Source organism: Pedobacter sp. FW305-3-2-15-E-R2A2, assembly GCF_038446955.1.
Taxonomy (GTDB): domain Bacteria; phylum Bacteroidota; class Bacteroidia; order Sphingobacteriales; family Sphingobacteriaceae; genus Pedobacter.
In genome coordinates this window covers 4,978,727-4,996,531 of the sequence record NZ_CP151803.1, presented here as the reverse complement: position 1 = coordinate 4,996,531, position 17,805 = coordinate 4,978,727, and the positions used below count along the sequence as shown (strand labels likewise).

Below are 17,805 nucleotides of genomic sequence, written 5' to 3'. Positions count from 1 at the left end.
CCTTAATAATTCATTGGAACTTCCATCAGCAAAATTTCTGCTGCTGTTGATGTTTCCACATCAATTGATCCGGTTTCCCACAACCCATAGCCATCCCGTTCTTCTAATTCCTGTCCGTTTATTTTTATTGAACCCTTAATCACGAAGACATAAATACCGTTTTCTTTATTTCTTAAGGGATGTGTTAGTTTAATGCCGGCTTCAAATTTTCCGATATTAAACCAGGCATCCTGGTAGATCCAGACACTGTCGGCCTCTTTTTCCGGAGATAAAATCTGGGTAAATTCATTGGGCTTTAACAAAGCATCATACCGTTTTTGCTGATACCTTGGACTCACATTTCTTTGATTTGGAAATAACCAGATCTGAAGGAATTTCACGGGCTGATCAGGGTTCTTGTTGAACTCTTTGTGATAGATTCCTGTTCCGGCACTCATTACCTGGATCTCTCCGGGTTCAATAATGGCCACATTTTGCATGCTGTCTTCATGTTGTAAGGAACCTTCCAGTGAAATAGAGATGATCTCCATATTGTCGTGCGGATGTTCTCCAAATCCCCCTCCTCCATCTACAATGTCGTCATTTAAGACCCTTAATGCACCGAATTGTACACGATCAGGATCGTAATTTATTCCGAAGCTAAAGGTTTGAAAACTTTTTAACCAGCCATGATCTGCAATGTTGCGGGTATTGGCTTTATGTAATATCGTCTGTGCCATAATTTTATATCGATGAGGTTTTATAAATGAAAGACCATTTTCCGGGCCAGTTCCAGTTCCGGGTTACTGATGGTATGAACCCTTCCAGGGTAAATCTTTACCTGGACATCTGCGTTCATTTCCTTCAGGATTGCCCCGCTTTCTTCTACTCTGGATACCGGAACATGAGGGTCAGGATTTCCAGTGCTGATGAATACAGGCGTTTGCATAAAATCGCCTGTATACTTAGAACGGTCAATGGTCTCGCCAATCAGGCCACCGGTAAAGGCAATGGCTCCACCATACCGGGCTGCATTCCTGCTGATGTATTCCAAAGTCAGACAGGCGCCCTGGGAAAAGCCTGCAAAAAACACCTTGTTTAAAGGAATTCCATTGGCAACAATTTCAGCAACGAGGTCGCCGATCAGTTCCAAAGCAGAATCCAGTGCAGGCTGATTTTCATTTTCCGGCGCCATAAAGCCATAAGGATACCAGCTGTGGTTGCTTGCCTGAGGGGCAAATAAAGCGGCGTCATTTACCTTTAAATGTTGATTTAATTGGATGATGTCTGCCGCAGAAGCACCACGGCCGTGTAAAAATACAATGGCTTTATCTGCGTTTTCCATTGGAACTCCGGACGTGATGATATTTTTCTGATGTGTATACATATTAGCTTAATTTTGGTAAAATGCCTTCAATCATTACCCTGTTACTTTCGTATTGTGCAGGCAATTTCAGGTTGGTTCCCAATTCTTCTAAAGACTCATCAACAGTGAAACCAGGATTGTCTGTTGCCAATTCAAAAAGTACGCCTCCAGGTTCGCGGAAGTATAAAGAATAGAAATAGTTGCGGTCAATTTTTTCCGTGATGTTCAAACCCAACGCCACAATTTTATCTCTGAAATACATCAACGTCTCCTCGTCTTTAACGCGGAAGGCAACATGGTGTACCGAACCACCGGCAACATGTCCGACAGCTTCTCCGGGAGCTTCCACTAAATCTACGATTGCCGCATGTTCCACGGTATCGGTAATGAAGCGGGATCTGTTCACTTCGGTTTCCTGTAAGCGATACCCCAATACCTGTGTTAAAATAGCGGCTGTTGCTTCCATTTTATTGGTGGTAATGGTAATGTGGTGAAATCCATGAACCGCATTTTCTTTGCTGACTTCTTTAGTTTCCCATTGTACCCGGCTGTCCGGAGTTTTTGCTTCTGTCAATTCAAATTTTAATCCGTCAGGATCCAGGAAGGTTAAATACCTTTCTCCGAATTTTACCGCAGGTTTATTATAGATAACGTTGTTTTTTTCTAATCTGTCTTGCCAGAAATCAAGGCTTCCTGCAGGTACACTGTAACCAATTTCAGTGACTTGTCTGCTGCCTCTTCTGCCGGTTCCGATTCCTTCCCATGGGAAGAAAGTCAAAATGCTTCCCGGAGTTCCCTGTTCATCTCCGTAATAGAAATGGTAAGTATGGGGATCATCGAAATTAACGGTTTTTTTAACCAACCTTAATCCCAATATCCGGGTGTAAAAATCATAATTCTTTTTTGCGTTTCCTGCGATGGCGGTAATGTGATGAATACCTAAAATTTCGTTTTTCATAGCTCAATTATTAATTACAACACAAAATTACAGCTTAGGTTTCTGCGAAATCTTACCATATCGTAAGAAATAACTTTTTTGTATCTTTAAGAATGTCATGATAATTTCATAACTATTATTGAAGAATTAAATTTTAACGAATCCTCCATAAGTTTGTCTTTCGCAAAAGTTCATCTTAATGAAAAAGAATTACATATCCAATTCGTCCGAATCTGTTAGAATGTTTAAGAGTTCACTATTAGAGGGCTTGTCTAAAGTTCCCTATTTTGTTCCCTTAATTGTATTCATTCCTGTGATCGGATATTTTTGCTGGCAATCATTTGTGATCAACAGCCCGCTCACCGCAATAGGGCAGATTTTGCTGGGCCTTTTTATATGGACCTTAATTGAATATGTGATGCACCGCTTTGTGTTTCACTTTTATCCAAAGTCGGAATGGGGCAAAAGAATTCATTTCATCTTTCATGGGGTACATCATGATTATCCGAATGATGCACACAGGTTGGTGATGCCGCCATCAGCAAGCATTCCTTTGGCTACCGCTTTTTACTTTCTTTTCCGGGTCTTTATTCCGGTAAGTATGCTGGACGGTTTCTTTTGTGGATTCATATTTGGCTATCTCGTGTACGACATGACCCATTATATGTTACATCACGCGAAATTTACGGCTCCCTTCTGGAAAAAGCTAAAACAACACCACATGTTACACCATTACGATGATGCAACCAAAGGTTATGGTGTGACTTCTGATTTGTGGGATAAAGTTTTTGGTTCTGAACTTTCGAAGAGAGAACCGAAGAAGTCATAGCGTAAATTTTCTAAGCCTTCTATACCGTCTTCTGATCCATCCTGGCATATCCTGATTTCGTAAAGCGTAATAACGGTGTTTTACTGTGCTGCTATTGTGTTCAGCATGCCTCTACTTGTTAATCGGCATTACCAGGGGCTCTGATAGGGGATGCTAGGGCCTTGCTTAGGCTGATCGCCCTTTTAACACGGTTTATTGCCTTATAATTAGCTTCAATTAAGCATAAATGAATATAGGATGACTGTGATCGGATAAGTGTGACAGATTAAATAAATTTCTTTCAGTTATTGTTATTTTGTGATATTAATGTTAAATTAGGTTAAAACAATTAATCTAATCATTATGGCATTATTACCGTATGGACCTTATGGACCACTAATAGGCAAAGTTGGAAAATTGGTTTCCTATATTTTAAATGGGCAGGTGGTTACCCGGACCATTGGTCATAAACGTACCAGGCATAGTCATAAACAACTGGCAAATTATCAGGCAATGGCTGTGACCATGGATCTTTTAGGTCCTATGACCCCTTTTATCAACTCGAGTTTTGAAATTGAAGCAAGGGGGACGGTTAAAAATCAGCATAACCTGGCTACTTCTTACAACAAAAAACAAGCATTAAAAGGCGAATACCCTAACATTCGTGTAGATTATAGCAAAGTTGTGCTCAGTTATGGCGATTTAGCAGTTGCAGAAAATCTGAAAATGGCCAAAACCGAGGCTGGTGTGCAAATCAGCTGGGATGTCAATGGCGGACGGGCAGAGGATATCGTGATGGTAATGGTTTATCATCCCGGGAAGGGCTTGTATCGTGGCAGCATTAATGCTTGCCGCAGGGATGCCGGGAGTTATTTCGTTCCTGTTGTGGAGAAAGAAGATCTGGAGCAGCAGATGGAAGTTTACGCCTGCTTTAAATCGGCGGATGGGAAAAAAATCTCTAACAGTGTGTATCTGGGAAACTTCAATGGGGAGGCGGATGGTCCTGAAGAACAGGAGAAACAAGAAAAATATCTGTTGGTAAAAAAACGGTTTGATCAGGTTTCAGCCGAGTATTTCCGGCTTCAGACACTCGAAAAGGGCATGAGTACCCGTACCAAAGCCTTTCGGAATTTAGAAAAAGAGTATCAGGTACTCCAGCAGAAACTGCAACATATGCCTGGGAAACCCGGTTAAACGCGGTCTTCGATACCCGACCAGAAAATGTTTATTGGGCCGGATCTACGTAGAAATGCCAAAAAAGCTTAACATTTTGGCAATTAACGCCAATTTTATAAATGAAATTCGCCCTTTCTTTGAAAAGGGTGCCTTTAGCTTATTTAATGGTGCTTCATACCGGACAGATCATGGAGATAAATTTTTTAAAAGGCAAAGCTTGCCACCGCTTAACGTTTATTATAGGTTGTACCATTGCTCTTGGCTTACCGCAAAGAGGAAAGGCGCAGTTATTTACAGATAAGAATTACGTAAAGATCAGTCCGGCAGACAAAGAAGCCGATATCATCAGAAAAGCAGCAAATGTAACGCCTTCCCCACGACAACTCAGATGGCAACAGCTGGAACTGACAGCTTTCATTCACTTTGGAATCAATACGTTTACCAATAAAGAATGGGGTGATGGTACTGAAGATCCTAAAATATTTAACCCGGAAGAACTCGATGCCCGTCAGTGGGTAAAGGTTTGTAAAGATGCCGGCTTTAAACAAATCATTCTGACCGCGAAACACCACGATGGATTCTGTCTGTGGCCAAGTAAATTTACGGAGCATTCTGTTAAGAATAGTCCATGGAAAGGCGGAAAGGGAGATGTGGTAAAGGAAGTCGCTGAAGCTTGTAAAGCGTTTGGTATTGGATTTGGAATTTACCTTTCTCCATGGGACCGCAATTCCACCTATTTCGGAAGCATGCAATACAATGATTATTTCATCAATCAGCTGACAGAACTGCTGACACAATATGGACAGATTGATGAAGTTTGGTTTGATGGCGCAAACGGAGAAGGACCAACAGGAAAAAAACAGGTTTATGAATATAGCCGCTGGTATAATCTGATCCGTAAACTGCAGCCCTTAGCCACAATCGCGGTTTCCGGGCCGGATGTAAGGTGGGTAGGTACAGAAACCGGATACGGAAGAGAAACGGAATGGAGTGTGGTTCCGGGGGATCAGATGATCCCTGAAGCGATCGCGGCAAACTCCCAAAAGGATGCAGATTTCGCCCCACGCGACCTCATGTCGAATGACCTTGGCAGCAGGGAGAAAATTGCCAAAGCAAAGAGCCTGGTATGGTACCCTGCAGAAATAGATGTGTCTATCCGTCCGGGATGGTTCCACCATCCGGAAGAAGATACTAAAGTGAAAGCGCCGGATAAATTGATGGACATCTATTACAGCTCAGTGGGCAGAAACGGAGTCTTGCTGTTGAACATTCCACCTGATAAAAAAGGAAAGATCAATGATAGTGATGTAACTGCTTTAAAAGGATTCAGGAAGCAACTGGAGGAGACCTTTGAAAATAACCTGCTGAAGTCAGCGATACTAAAAGGCAGTACTGCAAAAAAAACAAACCTGTTGTTTGATGGGAAAGACAGCTCCTACTGGAAAACAGGAAAGGCAGATGGAAACCTCGTGATGGAGTTCCAGCTGGATAAAGATCAGAAATTTAACTTGTTGCTGCTTCAGGAGAATTTACAAATAGGACAACGGGTAGAGCAATTTGTACTAGAATATAAAGAGGGGAGTACCTGGAAAAAAGCAACGGAAGGAAGTACCATAGGCTATAAACGTTTACTGCGTTTCCCTGCGGTAAAGGCAAGGGAGTTAAGGTTGACCATCCTTTCCTCCAGGCTTCAGCCTGCTATTGCGGAAATTGGCTTATACCTGCGCCCGGAAGCTGAGGTAAAGTAAATGTTCTGATTTCCTCATTTTGCATTCTTTTTCTGGTATTGCCTGAGGCATTTCTTTTCTTGATCTCCGTCATCATTTGCGCAAAGTAAAAGCCATGTCCGATAAGGATGCAATCTTCATTTTTCTCTTCCAGCAGGTCTAGAAAACGGCTGATCCGCAATTTAGACTTTTCCCGAACTTCTGCCTGTCTCGAAGAATTGAAATACCATTGCAGCCGGCCGGCAATCATCCAGATGATGGTTGGTAATTTAAGGGAGGTGTCGATAAAAGAGTTCAAAGGGATTTCATTCAGTAGAGCCGTCCTGATCAGTTCTTTTTCTCCAATGAGAAAAGCATGAGCGGTTTCTTCTGCTCTTTTCAGCTCGCTGATGTATACACTTTTTCCGCTCAGTTTTAAACTTCCTGAGGTTATGGTAGGTGCATGGTCGTAGGCTCCGCAAGCCAAATCAAAGTCTCTGGAATGATAAAAGGCTTTCCATTTGAAATCAACTTTTGAATGCCTGATGAAAGTAATGTTCATGCCGGTAAAGATAGGAAGAAGGAGGGGAAGTCTTTTAAAGAAATCGAAATGGCATCCGGTAGTTAACAGTACAGGAAATAAGACAGATAGCGGAATCTGCTGTCTTAAAAAGAAAACGACCGGAGCGATTTCTGCTTTTCCATTCTTCGGAACCACTTTATCCTTCGAAGGCTTTGTTTGGTAATCCATACACTGAAGGATATCTGTGCGAATAAATTAGTTTTAATTTAAAAACAACCTTCCTTAAAAGTACTTTAAAGATATTTTTATCTTTTTCTTATATCGTATTGATTTTAACGTAAAAATGGCAGACTTTTTGATGTTTCATTTACAGTTAATTAATAAAAACCCTAAAACAAAAAGTTATGGCTTTCAAAGCAAGATTAAACTTTTCGGGCAAGGAGTACGATGTACTTCACTGTGCCTATTCTCTAAACCGCGATGTAGATGCAAAAGGAAGACCTTCTTCCGGAGTGTATGGTGGAACGATCGATATCGAGATCGAATCAACCGAAGATACCTCTGTCATCGAAGCAATGGTAAACAACCAGTACAAACCTTTAACCGGAACTTTACTGATCAAAAAATCAGAAGAAGATGCGAAGATGAAGGAAGTTCATTTTGAAGACGGATATATTGTGAAATATTCCGAAGGAATTAACATTGTTGGGGATAACCCGATGACCTTGAAATTCCAGATCTCTGCCCGTAAACTGAAACTCGGCAACGCTGAGCACACCAACGACTGGCCAAAGGCATAATTCAAATTCAGGAAGTTTAACATTTAAAAAATATTATCATGGCATTTAAAACCAGGCTGAACTTAGGTTCAAAAGAATTCGATGTGTTGCAGTGCAGCTTTTCATTGAACAGAGACGTAGACGCAAAAGGACGTCCGTCATCAGGTGTTTACGGTGGAACAATCCATCTTGAAATAGAATCAACAGAAGATACTTCAGTGATTGAATCTATGGTAAACAACCAGTACAAGCCACTTTCCGGCAATATTGTCTTCAAAAAAGGCGAAGAAGATGCAAAGATGAAGGAATTGTCTTTCGAAGACAGCTACATCATCCAGTACAATGAGGGTATTGCCGTTAACGACAATACACCAATGACATTGAGTTTTGTAATATCCGCACGTAAATTGAAGATCGGTAACGCAGAACATATTAACGACTGGCCAAAAGCGTAAGCAAAAGACCTTTTGTATAAAACCGCAGGATCCTAAAGGTCCTGCGGTTTTTTTGTGGTACTTATTTATCCTTTTTCTATTTATTTCTGATCAGGAATTGCAGTACTGAACGATTGGGCAGCAGGGGTTGGAAGATTGTTTAGTAATACTAAACCTTGATTTGGAATCTTATGTCAAATGGTTATCTTAGGGCGCCAGTGATAACACACTAAATTTAACCTAAACAAACCGCATGAACAGATTCTTTATTTTTGCATTTCTTCTGATTTGCAGCATCAAATTGTCCGCACAATCCAGGATCTCCCTGATTCCCTTACCTGTAAAAATGGAAGAAAGAAAAGGGAGTTTTTTATTGGATAAAAATGTATACATCAATTACCCCAAGCCGGAATTAAAAGAGCTGGCCGGTTACCTGCAATCTGCGATCGAGGAAACAAGCGGCCTGAAAGCGGGTTTGCGCACCGGAAAGTGGATGCAAAAAGGGGCAAGGACGATCAGCCTGCAGATCGACCCAACAGTGACCGCCAAAGAGGGTTATAGCCTGGAAGTCAGCCCAACAAAAATCAATCTCAAAGCGGGTACAGAAAACGGCTTGTTTTATGGTATCCAGACGCTTCAGCAATTGATTCCATTGAAAGGATCAAAAAGTATTCCTGCTGTGGCGATCGAAGATGAACCCCGTTTCAGCTGGAGAGGAATGATGTTCGATAATTGTCGCCATATGTTCTCCGTACCCTTCATCAAAAAGTTTATTGATCAGCTGGCTAAGCATAAGCTGAATAAGTTTCACTGGCACCTGACCGAAGATCAGGGCTGGAGGATAGAGATCAAAAAGTATCCCCGCTTACAGGAAGTCGCAGCTTATAGAAACGGAACGCAGATTGGGCCTGACCGTAAAAAAGATGTAGATAGCATCAGGTATGGTGGTTATTATACGCAGGAACAAGTGAAGGAAATTGTAGCTTATGCAAGTTCCAGATATGTGGAGGTGATTCCCGAAATAGAAATGCCCGGGCATTCTGTAGCCGCAATTACGGCTTACCCTTACCTGGCCTGTGGCGCCGTAAGTTTTGAAAACGGAAAACCTTTTGAAGTAAGAAAAGTTTGGGGCGTCTCCAAAGATTTGTACTGTGCCGGCAATGAGCAGGTATTTACTTTTCTGGAAGATGTGCTGTCCGAAATTATGCCTTTATTCCCTTCTCCATACATCCACATTGGTGGAGATGAAGCACCGCATGATGCCTGGAAGACCTGTCCTAAGTGTCAGGCCAGAATGAAAACAGAAGGATTAACAGATGAGGCTGCCTTGCAGAGCTGGTTCATCAGAAGAATGGAGAAATTCATCAATAAAAAAGGAAAGAAAATTATCGGTTGGGAGGAGATCATGCAGGGTGGATTGGCTGAAAATGCCACGGTTCATTCCTGGTTGGGCGTGGAAAGCGGATTGAAAGCGGCAAAGAGCGGACATGATGCCATCATGTCTCCGTATTCTCACCTTTACTTTGACGGTTACCAGGCGGATTCAAAAATTGAACCTATGGCAATCGGTTATTGGGTGCCTTTGGATAGTGTGTATGCGTTTGAACCGGTGCATCCGGCATTGAATGAAAAAGAAGCCAAACATATTCTTGGTGCTCAGGCAAACTTATGGACAGAATTCATCGGAACGGAAGATTATTTTCAATATATGGTCTTCCCGAGGATTGCTGCCTTATCAGAAATAGACTGGTCACCAAAAGCATCCAGGAATTTTGAAGATTTTAACAAAAGGTTGGTGGATCAATATCAACGTTACGATAAACAAGGGATTCAGTTCCGTGTTCCAGTGCCAAAGTTGGCCCTGATACGGACTTCAGGCATCACTTCTACCGTTGCATTGACCGACCCTACAAAAAGCGGAACGATCAGGTTTACGTTGGATGGTGGAGAGGTATCGGCTACTTCTTCTCTTTATAAGGAGCCTGTGACTTTGCAAAAAGACCAGGTGATTCGTTATGCTTTGTTCTTTAATGGCCAGAGAAAAGGCTCAACGGAGTCCTTTCCGAAAGTAAAAAAAGCTAAAAAATAAAAGGAATTCTTCCTTGTTAGTTTTGAAAAAGACCTAAGCCAGAAAGGCTTAGGTCTTTTTTTATATTTCCACTCCCGGAACAGGCTTCTTATGCAAGATTGCTTACAAAAGCTATAAATACCAATATTCAGGACAATATAGTGTCATCATTAGACAATCGATGTAGAGTTCGGTGCAGTCATTGGTTTTAACTTTAGTTGACCATCCCCCTCAACATTTTATAACCAAAAAACCTAAACTAAACCAACCAAGTATGATTCGTTTACATTTACTATTATTAGTTGTTTTTTTAACCTGTGGCTACGCACAAGCTCAGGTTAAAATCATCTCAGGGAAAACATTGGACAAAGCAGACAATTCCCCTCTGCCTGGAGTTTCCATCATGCTCAAAGGAAGCAAGAAGGGCGTGCAATCGGATAATAAAGGGAATTTTACTTTAGATATCGGATCTGCTACTTCAGCAACGCTGATCGTTAACTATGTCGGTTACAACACTCAGCAGGTAGAAGTTGGCAATAAAACACAATTGGACATCCTTCTTGTTCAATCGGATAATGGCCTGAATGAAGTCGTGGTGGTTGGCTATGGCACTCAGAAAAAGGTAAACCTGACCGGATCCGTGGCCAGCATCAGCTCTGCGCAGATTACCAACAGGCCGGTCACTTCCATGCAGAATGCGCTACAGGGAATAACCCCGGGCTTAACAGTAAAGTCCAGGACGGGGGATGTAGGTAGTTTTAATACCACTACCGGGGAAGGTGGTGCTGGTGGTGATATCGGTAGTTTATCCCTGAGGGGAAGCAATCAGATCACACTTTCAGGTCAGAGTCCGGTATCCAAAGAACCATTAATTGTGGTGGATGGAATTCCAGCAAGCCCGGCAGATTTTGCCCGCATCAATCCCAATGATGTAGAAAGTATTTCCGTGCTTAAAGATGCAGCATCCGCTTCCATCTATGGTAACCGGGCTGCAAATGGAGTAATCCTCGTAACGACCAAAAAGGGAAAAGATGGCAAGATGAATATTGAATACAATGGCTATTATGGAAATCAATCGCCAACCAATATTCCCAAATACCTGGGATCCCCGCAATATGCGCGTCTGTTAAATGAAGCTTTAACAAATGCAGGTAGACCAGTTCGTTTTACAGAGGAAGAGCTCAGGAAATTTGATACCGGCGAAGATCCGGACAAGTATCCGAATACCGACTGGTATAAAGCATCCTTACTAAAGAATGCGCCATTGCAAGACCACCAGATCAGTGTGAGTGGGGGAGATAAGATTAAATTCTATTCCGGCTTTGGTTACATGAATCAGGAATCCCTGAAAAAAGGAAAAGATATGGACCGTTATTCCTTTCGGTTAAATACCAATGCAGCAATAAACAAAAGACTGAACCTCAGTACAACGAGTTCCTTCACTCAGGAGATGTACCAAATGGATGGAGGTGATTATTCATTCACTACGTTAAACAGAAATGTACCTACGATTCCCATTCGCCATACTGATGGGACCTGGGGAAGTTTGAATGGCGGAGTTTTTGATCCGTTGGTGACTGGAAATACCGTTCGGACGCTGGAAGAAGGCGGATGGAGCCGTTCAAAAGAACAAAGAATCAATACAGCTGTAAATGCAGATCTGACCTTGACAGAGGGATTGGTTTTGCGCGGAACAGCTTCTTATAATGCCTACAATAAAACGGGTTCGGCTTTTATAAATGAGCTGGCGCCGATCATTAACTTTTTAACCAAACAGCCGGTAGCCAGTACTGCTGTTACGCCAAATGCACTTGACGAACGTTGGGACCGGAACAACAGGATGCTGTTGCAGGGAACTGCCGAGTATGAGAAAACGATAGGAAAGCATTATGGCAAAATATTAGGAGGTACCTCTTATGAAGCATTTCAGTCTAGATTTATCCGGGCAGGGCGTAAAGATTTTCCGAACAATGATCTTGGAGTGATCGATGCAGGGGCCAATAATCCAAATTTCAACACCAATGAAGGAAATCTTGGAGAATGGGCCATACAGTCCTTCTTCGGAAGGATGAACTATTCCTATAATGACCGGTATCTGTTGGAAGCCAATATCAGGTTTGATAAATCTTCCAGATTTGGACCTGCCAACAGACTGGCTGTTTTCCCTGGTTTTTCTGCCGGATGGAGAATCAGTCAGGAGGAATTTATGAAACAGATCAAATGGATTGACGACCTGAAAATACGTGCCTCATGGGGTAAACTTGGGAATCAGGACAATGTGGGGAACTACGATTACCTGGATCTGTTGGTGTCTAAGTTTGCTTATTCTTTTGCAGACCAGACCCAGAATGGCGTATGGCAGGAGAAAGGTTCAAATTCAAAAGTAAGCTGGGAAAAGACTACGGTTTCTAACCTTGGAATGGACTTAACCATGTTCAATGGGAAGGTGAACCTGACCGCCGATTATTACCTCAGAAATACCAACGACATCCTGCTTTCTTTACAAAGTGCTTTGGAGTATGGTTTGTTTGCACCGGCGCAAAATGCAGGTTCAGTTCAGAATAAAGGATTGGAATTGCAATTGGGGTATAAGAACAATATTGGTGATTTTACTTACGGTATCGGAGCCAATATGTCTAAAGTATGGAACAAAATCACTTCCTTATCCAGTGCGGATGGAAACATCAACGACAAGTACATTTATAAAGTAGGGGAGCCATTGGGATCTTTCTACATGTATAAATCACAAGGTTTGTTTGCCAGTGATGCCGAAGCAGCAGCCTCGCCAAAAATCAATTCAGCCTCTAAAGGTGGGGACATTAAATTTGCCGATCTGAATGGCGATAATAAAATTGATGCAAACGACCGCACAATCGTAGGAAACGATCAGCCATTTTTCACCTATGGTTTTAACATGAATATGGCCTATAAAGGTTTTGATTTTTCAATGCTGGCACAAGGGGTAACAAATGTTAAAGTTTATTTAGGCGAGGAAGCTTCTATGGCCTTTTTTAATGGTTCAGGGGTGAAGCCTATTCATGAGCAACGCTGGACAATCGCAAATCCGGATCCAAATGCGGCATATCCAAGGTTACTGAAATCGGAAAACAATACTCAAAATACCGTTTTCTCCGATTTCTGGTTATTTAATGCAGCTTATTTAAGAATCAAGTCAATGTCACTTGGTTATACTTTCAATGCTCCGGTGATTTCGAAAATGCACCTTGGAGGATTAAGAGTTTACCTGAGCGCGACCAATCCTTTTACGGTAAGGGCAGACAAACGTCTGAAAGATTTTGATCCTGAAGTACCTTCAGCAAGGTCCTCTTATCCGGGATTGAAATCTTATGTAGTGGGTTTAAGTGTTCGTTTTTAATGGTTGGCCGTTCATTTAATTTAGAAAATACTCTGATGAAAAAATTTAAATATATCTTATACCTGGGGCTGTTCGCTTCAGTATTGTCAGCTTGTAAAAAAGACCTGCTGAATAAAATCCCACAAGACAGTGTTTCCAGTGAAACTTTTTGGAAAACAAGTAATGATGCGTTCCTTGCCGTGAACGGTTGTTATCAGAACCTTCCTGGTGATGCTTATCAGTCCTATTATGATGCCTATGCGGATAATGCCTATGCGCAATATCCATGGGAAAGTATTGCCACAGTAGTGAGTTCCGGTGATGTAAACCTGACTGTGGATTTTGGTTGGGAAGCCAGCTATAAAGCAATCAGAAGGTTTAACTATCTGTTGGAAAATATTGATAAAACTCCGGAAGATAAAAACTTGCTGGAGCGTTATAAAGCAGAAGTCCGGTTTCTAAGGGCTTATCAGTATTTGAATATGATCTTACTGGTAGGTGATGTTCCTCTGGTGACCAGGTCTTTGGCTTTTGGCGAGGAATTGCCTAGAACAAAAGAGGCAGAAGTATTGAGCTTTGTGCTTAAAGAACTGGCGGATGCAGCTGCGGTATTACCAGTTTCCTATGCAGGTGGTAAAAAAACAGAAAAGGGCAGGGTAACCAAAGGTGCTGCCCTGGCCCTCAAAGCAAGAGCACATTTATATTATAAGCAATGGGCAGAAGCAGTAGCTGCGGCGAAACAAGTGAAAACACTGGGTTATAGTTTGTTTAAAGTAACTGCCGAGACTAATGCTCAGGACTTAAAGGATGATTATAGCAAATGGGTGAATTTTGCAGATGCAGCAGCGGAGAAAAAATTCAGACTGGGTTTGCGCAGTTATGAGAAGTTGTTTTATACCGAGAATGAAGGCAATTCGGAAGTGATCCTGGAACGTGAGTATACCCCGGAAAAAGACACACATGGCTTAAATACCTTATTGTTGCCTGCACAGGTTGGGGGCTGGGCATCGATCAGTCCAACGCAGCCTTTGGTAGACGATTATTGGATGAGCAATGGCCAACCACATGTGCCGGTGGCAGTGGCAACCCGGGCAGCCTGGTATAATGCCAAAGATCCAAAGTATATGGACGAATATAAAAACAGGGATCCCCGATTTTATGCCTCCATTGAATTTGATGGGAATCCATGGAACCTCCTTGTAAATGGCTATAGTTACGACTGGGGGGTAAACGAAAGTGCCTCTAAAACCGGTTATGGATTCCGTAAACTGGTGGATCCCAATGAGCAAAGGGAGTATAAAGCTTTCAATAATACCATTTTGATCCGCTATGCAGAGGTCTTGCTGACCCAGGCAGAAGCGCAAAATGAATTGAGCGGGCCAGGTACGGAAGTTTATGATGCGCTGGACGAGATCAGAACAAGGGTGGGTATGCCGGTTATAGACCGTGTGGTATATAACAACCAGGATAAAGTCCGCTTGCTGATCCAGCAGGAAAGAAGGATTGAGCTCGCCGGAGAAGGACACCGTTATTTTGACATCAGACGTTGGGGAATTGCGCCGGCAGTCATGAAGGATTTGGTGGACCTAAAAAACTCTTCGGTTCAAAAAAGAATCTGGAGCAATAAGCTGATGAAGTTGCCGGTTCCACAGGCGGCGGTAGATAAGAATACCAAGCTGAATCCAAATAATACGGGGTATTAAAAAAATAGAATTGTTAGTTAGTAGGTTAGAATGGCGCTCCCGTACTGGGAGCGCTAATTCTTTTTTAGGCATTTTCCGCTATTGGATGGATAGAAATAAATCCAGACTTTTAAGTAATAACACAAAATGAAACCATGAATTTAAAAAGAGAACTGACCACATTCTTTATGGCGACCTGTATGGCCATGAATGTAGCCGGGCAAACTGCAAAGCACGATTTGCAGTTTAGTCAGCTGGCCAATAAATGGGATGAAGCCATTCCTTTAGGGAATGGGATGCTGGGGGCTTTGATCTGGCAAAACGGCACCCAATTGAGATTTTCATTAGACCGGGCTGATCTTTGGGACATGCGCCCGATGAAAGGACTGCACCGCAAAGAATTTAGTTACCAATGGGTGGTAGACCAGGTGAACAAAAAAGATTATAAACCTGTACAACAGTATTTTGATGAGCCCTACGACCGGGAGCCTGCGCCTTCCAAAATTCCCGGTGGAGCATTGGAATTTGAAACCGGGAATTGGGGCAAGGTGAACTCCGTAAATTTATCGCTCAAAGATGCATTATGTGAGCTGAGCTGGACAAATGGGATCAGGTTGAAAACCTTTGTCGATGCCGGGAAACCTATGGGCTGGTTTAGGTTTGAAAATGTAAAAGATGATTTTAAGCCTCATTTGATTGCACCAAGGTATCAGGGGACGGTAAGGTCTTCCGGTGATCCTGTTGGCGGTGATGACTTGTCCAGGTTAGGTTATCCTCAGGGAAAAATTAAAGAAGAAAGAAACCGGATCACCTATCAGCAGCAGGGCTGGGGCGGATTTAGTTACCAGATTGTGGTGACCTGGAAAAAGACAAAGCCTGGCGTAATAGAAGGACATTGGACGATCAGTTCAAAACAAGCGAATGCGAAAATAAGTAAGCCTCAAAATACCAATGTTACTGGTGACTTTAACCAACGGTACCTTGCCCATAAAAACTGGTGGAAGGGCTTTTGGAGTAAATCGGCCATTCATGTTCCCGATACTTTGCTGGAGAAACAATGGTATCTGGAGCAATATAAATTTGGATCGGCGGCAAGGATAGGGGCGCCTCCAATTTCATTGCAGGCAGTATGGACTGCGGATAACGGAAGAATACCACCATGGAAAGGCGATTTTCACCACGATTTAAATACTCAGCTGAGCTATTGGCCTGCCTATAGCGGAAACCATCTCGCAGAAGCGATGGGATACCTTGATCATTTGGAGCAGAACAAAGCAAATTATACACGGTATACCAAACAGTTTTTTAATGCCCCGGGGATTGCTGTTCCGGGGGTAACCACCCTGGATGGTACGGAAATGGGAGGTTGGATTCAATATTCACTTTCTCCAACCGTATCGGGGTGGCTGGCGCAACATTATTACCTGCAATGGCGCTACAGCATGGACCGGGAGTTCCTCAAAAAGAAAGCCTATCTCTGGATAAAAGGAGTCGCGGTATTTCTGGAAAAGATTACGGTCAAGGATAAAAATGGAAACCGGAAATTGAAAATCAGTTCCAGTCCGGAGATCAACGACAATGCTTTGGATGCCTGGTTTTTAGAAGATACCAATTACGATCTCGCGATCATGAAATTTTCTTTTAAAGCTGCAGCAGAACTGGCCCTGGAGCTGGGATTGCCGGAAGAGGCGAAACACTGGACAACAGTGCTGAAGGAGTTTAAAGATTTTGCCACCACAGAAAAAGAAGAACTGATGTTTGCGCCGGGTTTAGCCTATAAGGAGTCGCACCGGCATTTCTCCCATATGATGGCGATACATCCTTTGGGAATGATCAAATGGGAAGATGGAGAAAGGGCCCAATCCATCATTAACAATAGCATTAAATTACTGGATAGCATAGGGCCTGATTATTATGTGGGTTATTCTTATGCCTGGAGGGCGAATTTAAAAGCCAGGGCTAAAAACGGGGAAGCGGCTGCCGAAGACCTGAAGATTTTCGCCAAAGCATTTTGTTCTCCGAATAGTTTTCATTTGAACGGAGATCAGTTGAAAGCCGGATACTCCAAATTCCAGTACCGTCCTTTTACATTGGAAGGGAATTTTGCTTTTGCTGCAGGATTGCAGGAAATGTTATTACAAAGTTATGCCGGCTTTATCGAGATCATGCCTGCTGTCCCAAAAAGCTGGACAGAGGCCTCCTTTGAAAATTTACGTGCTGAAGGTGCTTTTTTACTCAGTGCGAAAAGAACCGGCGGACAGGTCGAGGAGCTGAAGATCGTTGCCGAAAAAGGTGGGGAGACGAAGTTGAAGCTGCCTTTTAAAACCTGGTATGCGGTAAAAAACAATGGAATCATCCTCAAAAGCACTGGAGATGGTTTTTTAACCCTAACCTGTAAGCCCGGAGGGGAATTGGTGTTAAAAAACGGATACGAATAAAAATAAACGCTATTTTCCGGTGTAAAATCTGGAGAATGGCGTTTCTTATTTATCTTAATATCAGGTTGTTCGGCCTGTATGTGGCGCCCTGCCATCTGGAGGGAGATTAATAATTGAAAGTCAACATTTTCATTTTTCCCTGCTGTTTTTGTTCTTTTCAGTTCAATAACTTTACTATTTTTCTTTGAATAATTTAAAATTAAATCTTCTGATTTACAGGTGATTATGTCAAAATGTTACCTATTCACTCATTTATTTTACTATTCATACAATAATATTACAGTTATGTATGTTAGCTTTGCTCCCAAATTGATAATTTTTTGTACAGACTGGCTTACCTATGCGCCTAAAAAAAGCAAATGCTCAATTGTTCACGATTGTTCCAATAATATGTTTCCAGAAAAGAAATACCATCGACAGCGCTACAAAAACAGTATTAGTCCGAAGCTAATTAGACCACCCAAGTGGTTAAATATGTTCAAACACGACTAATTAGTACTTATTTAATTATAGAAAATCCGCCTGTAACGGAAAAGAAATAAACGGTAATCTCC

The 17,805-nt window shown here is 42.3% G+C and carries 13 protein-coding genes; 9 read left to right on the top strand and 4 right to left on the bottom strand.

Going from position 1 to position 17,805, the window contains the following annotated elements:
* Positions 1–2 precede the first annotated feature (2 nt).
* From AAFF35_RS20095 to AAFF35_RS20085, 3 genes are read right to left on the bottom strand one after another with little or no spacing between them, the layout of a single operon-like run.
* Positions 3–719 (bottom strand): pirin family protein, encoded by a 717-nt coding sequence (locus tag AAFF35_RS20095; protein WP_342328326.1) that lies wholly within the window; start codon positions 717–719, stop codon positions 3–5.
* A 20-nt stretch (positions 720–739) separates the two neighbouring features.
* Complete coding sequence (locus tag AAFF35_RS20090; protein ID WP_342328325.1) at positions 740–1,366, bottom strand: dienelactone hydrolase family protein; 627 nt, start codon at positions 1,364–1,366, stop codon at positions 740–742.
* 1 nt (position 1,367) lies between these two features.
* Positions 1,368–2,303 carry a ring-cleaving dioxygenase gene (locus tag AAFF35_RS20085; protein WP_342328324.1) on the bottom strand — a complete coding sequence of 312 codons (936 nt, stop codon included), beginning with the start codon at positions 2,301–2,303 and terminating at the stop codon, positions 1,368–1,370.
* A gap of 178 nt (positions 2,304–2,481) precedes the next feature.
* Between AAFF35_RS20085 and AAFF35_RS20080 the strand changes: the two genes are divergently transcribed.
* The 3 genes from AAFF35_RS20080 to AAFF35_RS20070 all read left to right on the top strand — a co-directional run bounded on the left by AAFF35_RS20080 (position 2,482) and on the right by AAFF35_RS20070 (position 6,014).
* Positions 2,482–3,111 (top strand): sterol desaturase family protein, encoded by a 630-nt coding sequence (locus AAFF35_RS20080; protein ID WP_342328323.1) that lies wholly within the window; start codon positions 2,482–2,484, stop codon positions 3,109–3,111.
* Positions 3,112–3,453: 342 nt separating this feature from the next.
* Positions 3,454–4,284, top strand: a complete 831-nt coding sequence (locus AAFF35_RS20075) for a DUF6266 family protein (RefSeq protein WP_342328322.1) — start codon at positions 3,454–3,456, stop codon at positions 4,282–4,284.
* A 101-nt stretch (positions 4,285–4,385) separates the two neighbouring features.
* Positions 4,386–6,014 carry an alpha-L-fucosidase gene (locus AAFF35_RS20070; RefSeq protein ID WP_342328321.1) on the top strand — a complete coding sequence of 543 codons (1,629 nt, stop codon included), beginning with the start codon at positions 4,386–4,388 and terminating at the stop codon, positions 6,012–6,014.
* On the opposite strand, the gene AAFF35_RS20065 is transcribed toward AAFF35_RS20070, so the two are convergent.
* Positions 5,965–6,723 (bottom strand): histidine phosphatase family protein, encoded by a 759-nt coding sequence (locus AAFF35_RS20065; RefSeq protein WP_342328320.1) that lies wholly within the window; start codon positions 6,721–6,723, stop codon positions 5,965–5,967. The two genes, AAFF35_RS20070 and AAFF35_RS20065, sit on opposite strands and share 50 nt — an antisense overlap.
* A gap of 176 nt (positions 6,724–6,899) precedes the next feature.
* Here AAFF35_RS20065 and tssD (AAFF35_RS20060) point away from each other — a divergent pair, with 176 nt between their 5' ends.
* The 6 genes from tssD (AAFF35_RS20060) to AAFF35_RS20035 all read left to right on the top strand — a co-directional run bounded on the left by tssD (AAFF35_RS20060) (position 6,900) and on the right by AAFF35_RS20035 (position 17,251).
* Positions 6,900–7,295, top strand: coding sequence for a type VI secretion system tube protein TssD (gene tssD, locus AAFF35_RS20060; protein ID WP_342328319.1), 396 nt, complete (start codon positions 6,900–6,902; stop codon positions 7,293–7,295).
* Between the two features lie 38 nt (positions 7,296–7,333).
* On the top strand, positions 7,334–7,729 hold the full coding sequence (tssD, locus tag AAFF35_RS20055; protein WP_342328318.1) for a type VI secretion system tube protein TssD: 396 nt from the start codon (positions 7,334–7,336) through the stop codon (positions 7,727–7,729).
* Between the two features lie 232 nt (positions 7,730–7,961).
* The gene (locus tag AAFF35_RS20050; protein WP_342328317.1) at positions 7,962–9,797 is read left to right on the top strand and encodes a family 20 glycosylhydrolase; all 1,836 of its coding nucleotides are present in this window, start codon (positions 7,962–7,964) and stop codon (positions 9,795–9,797) included.
* Between the two features lie 253 nt (positions 9,798–10,050).
* Entirely contained in the window at positions 10,051–13,152 is a 3,102-nt protein-coding gene (locus AAFF35_RS20045) for a TonB-dependent receptor (RefSeq protein ID WP_342328316.1), read from the top strand.
* Positions 13,153–13,187: 35 nt separating this feature from the next.
* Positions 13,188–14,834: a RagB/SusD family nutrient uptake outer membrane protein gene (locus AAFF35_RS20040; protein ID WP_342328315.1), complete on the top strand. Its 1,647-nt coding sequence runs from the start codon at positions 13,188–13,190 to the stop codon at positions 14,832–14,834.
* Positions 14,835–14,968: 134 nt separating this feature from the next.
* Complete coding sequence (locus AAFF35_RS20035; RefSeq protein WP_342328314.1) at positions 14,969–17,251, top strand: glycoside hydrolase family 95-like protein; 2,283 nt, start codon at positions 14,969–14,971, stop codon at positions 17,249–17,251.
* Positions 17,252–17,805 lie beyond the last annotated feature (554 nt).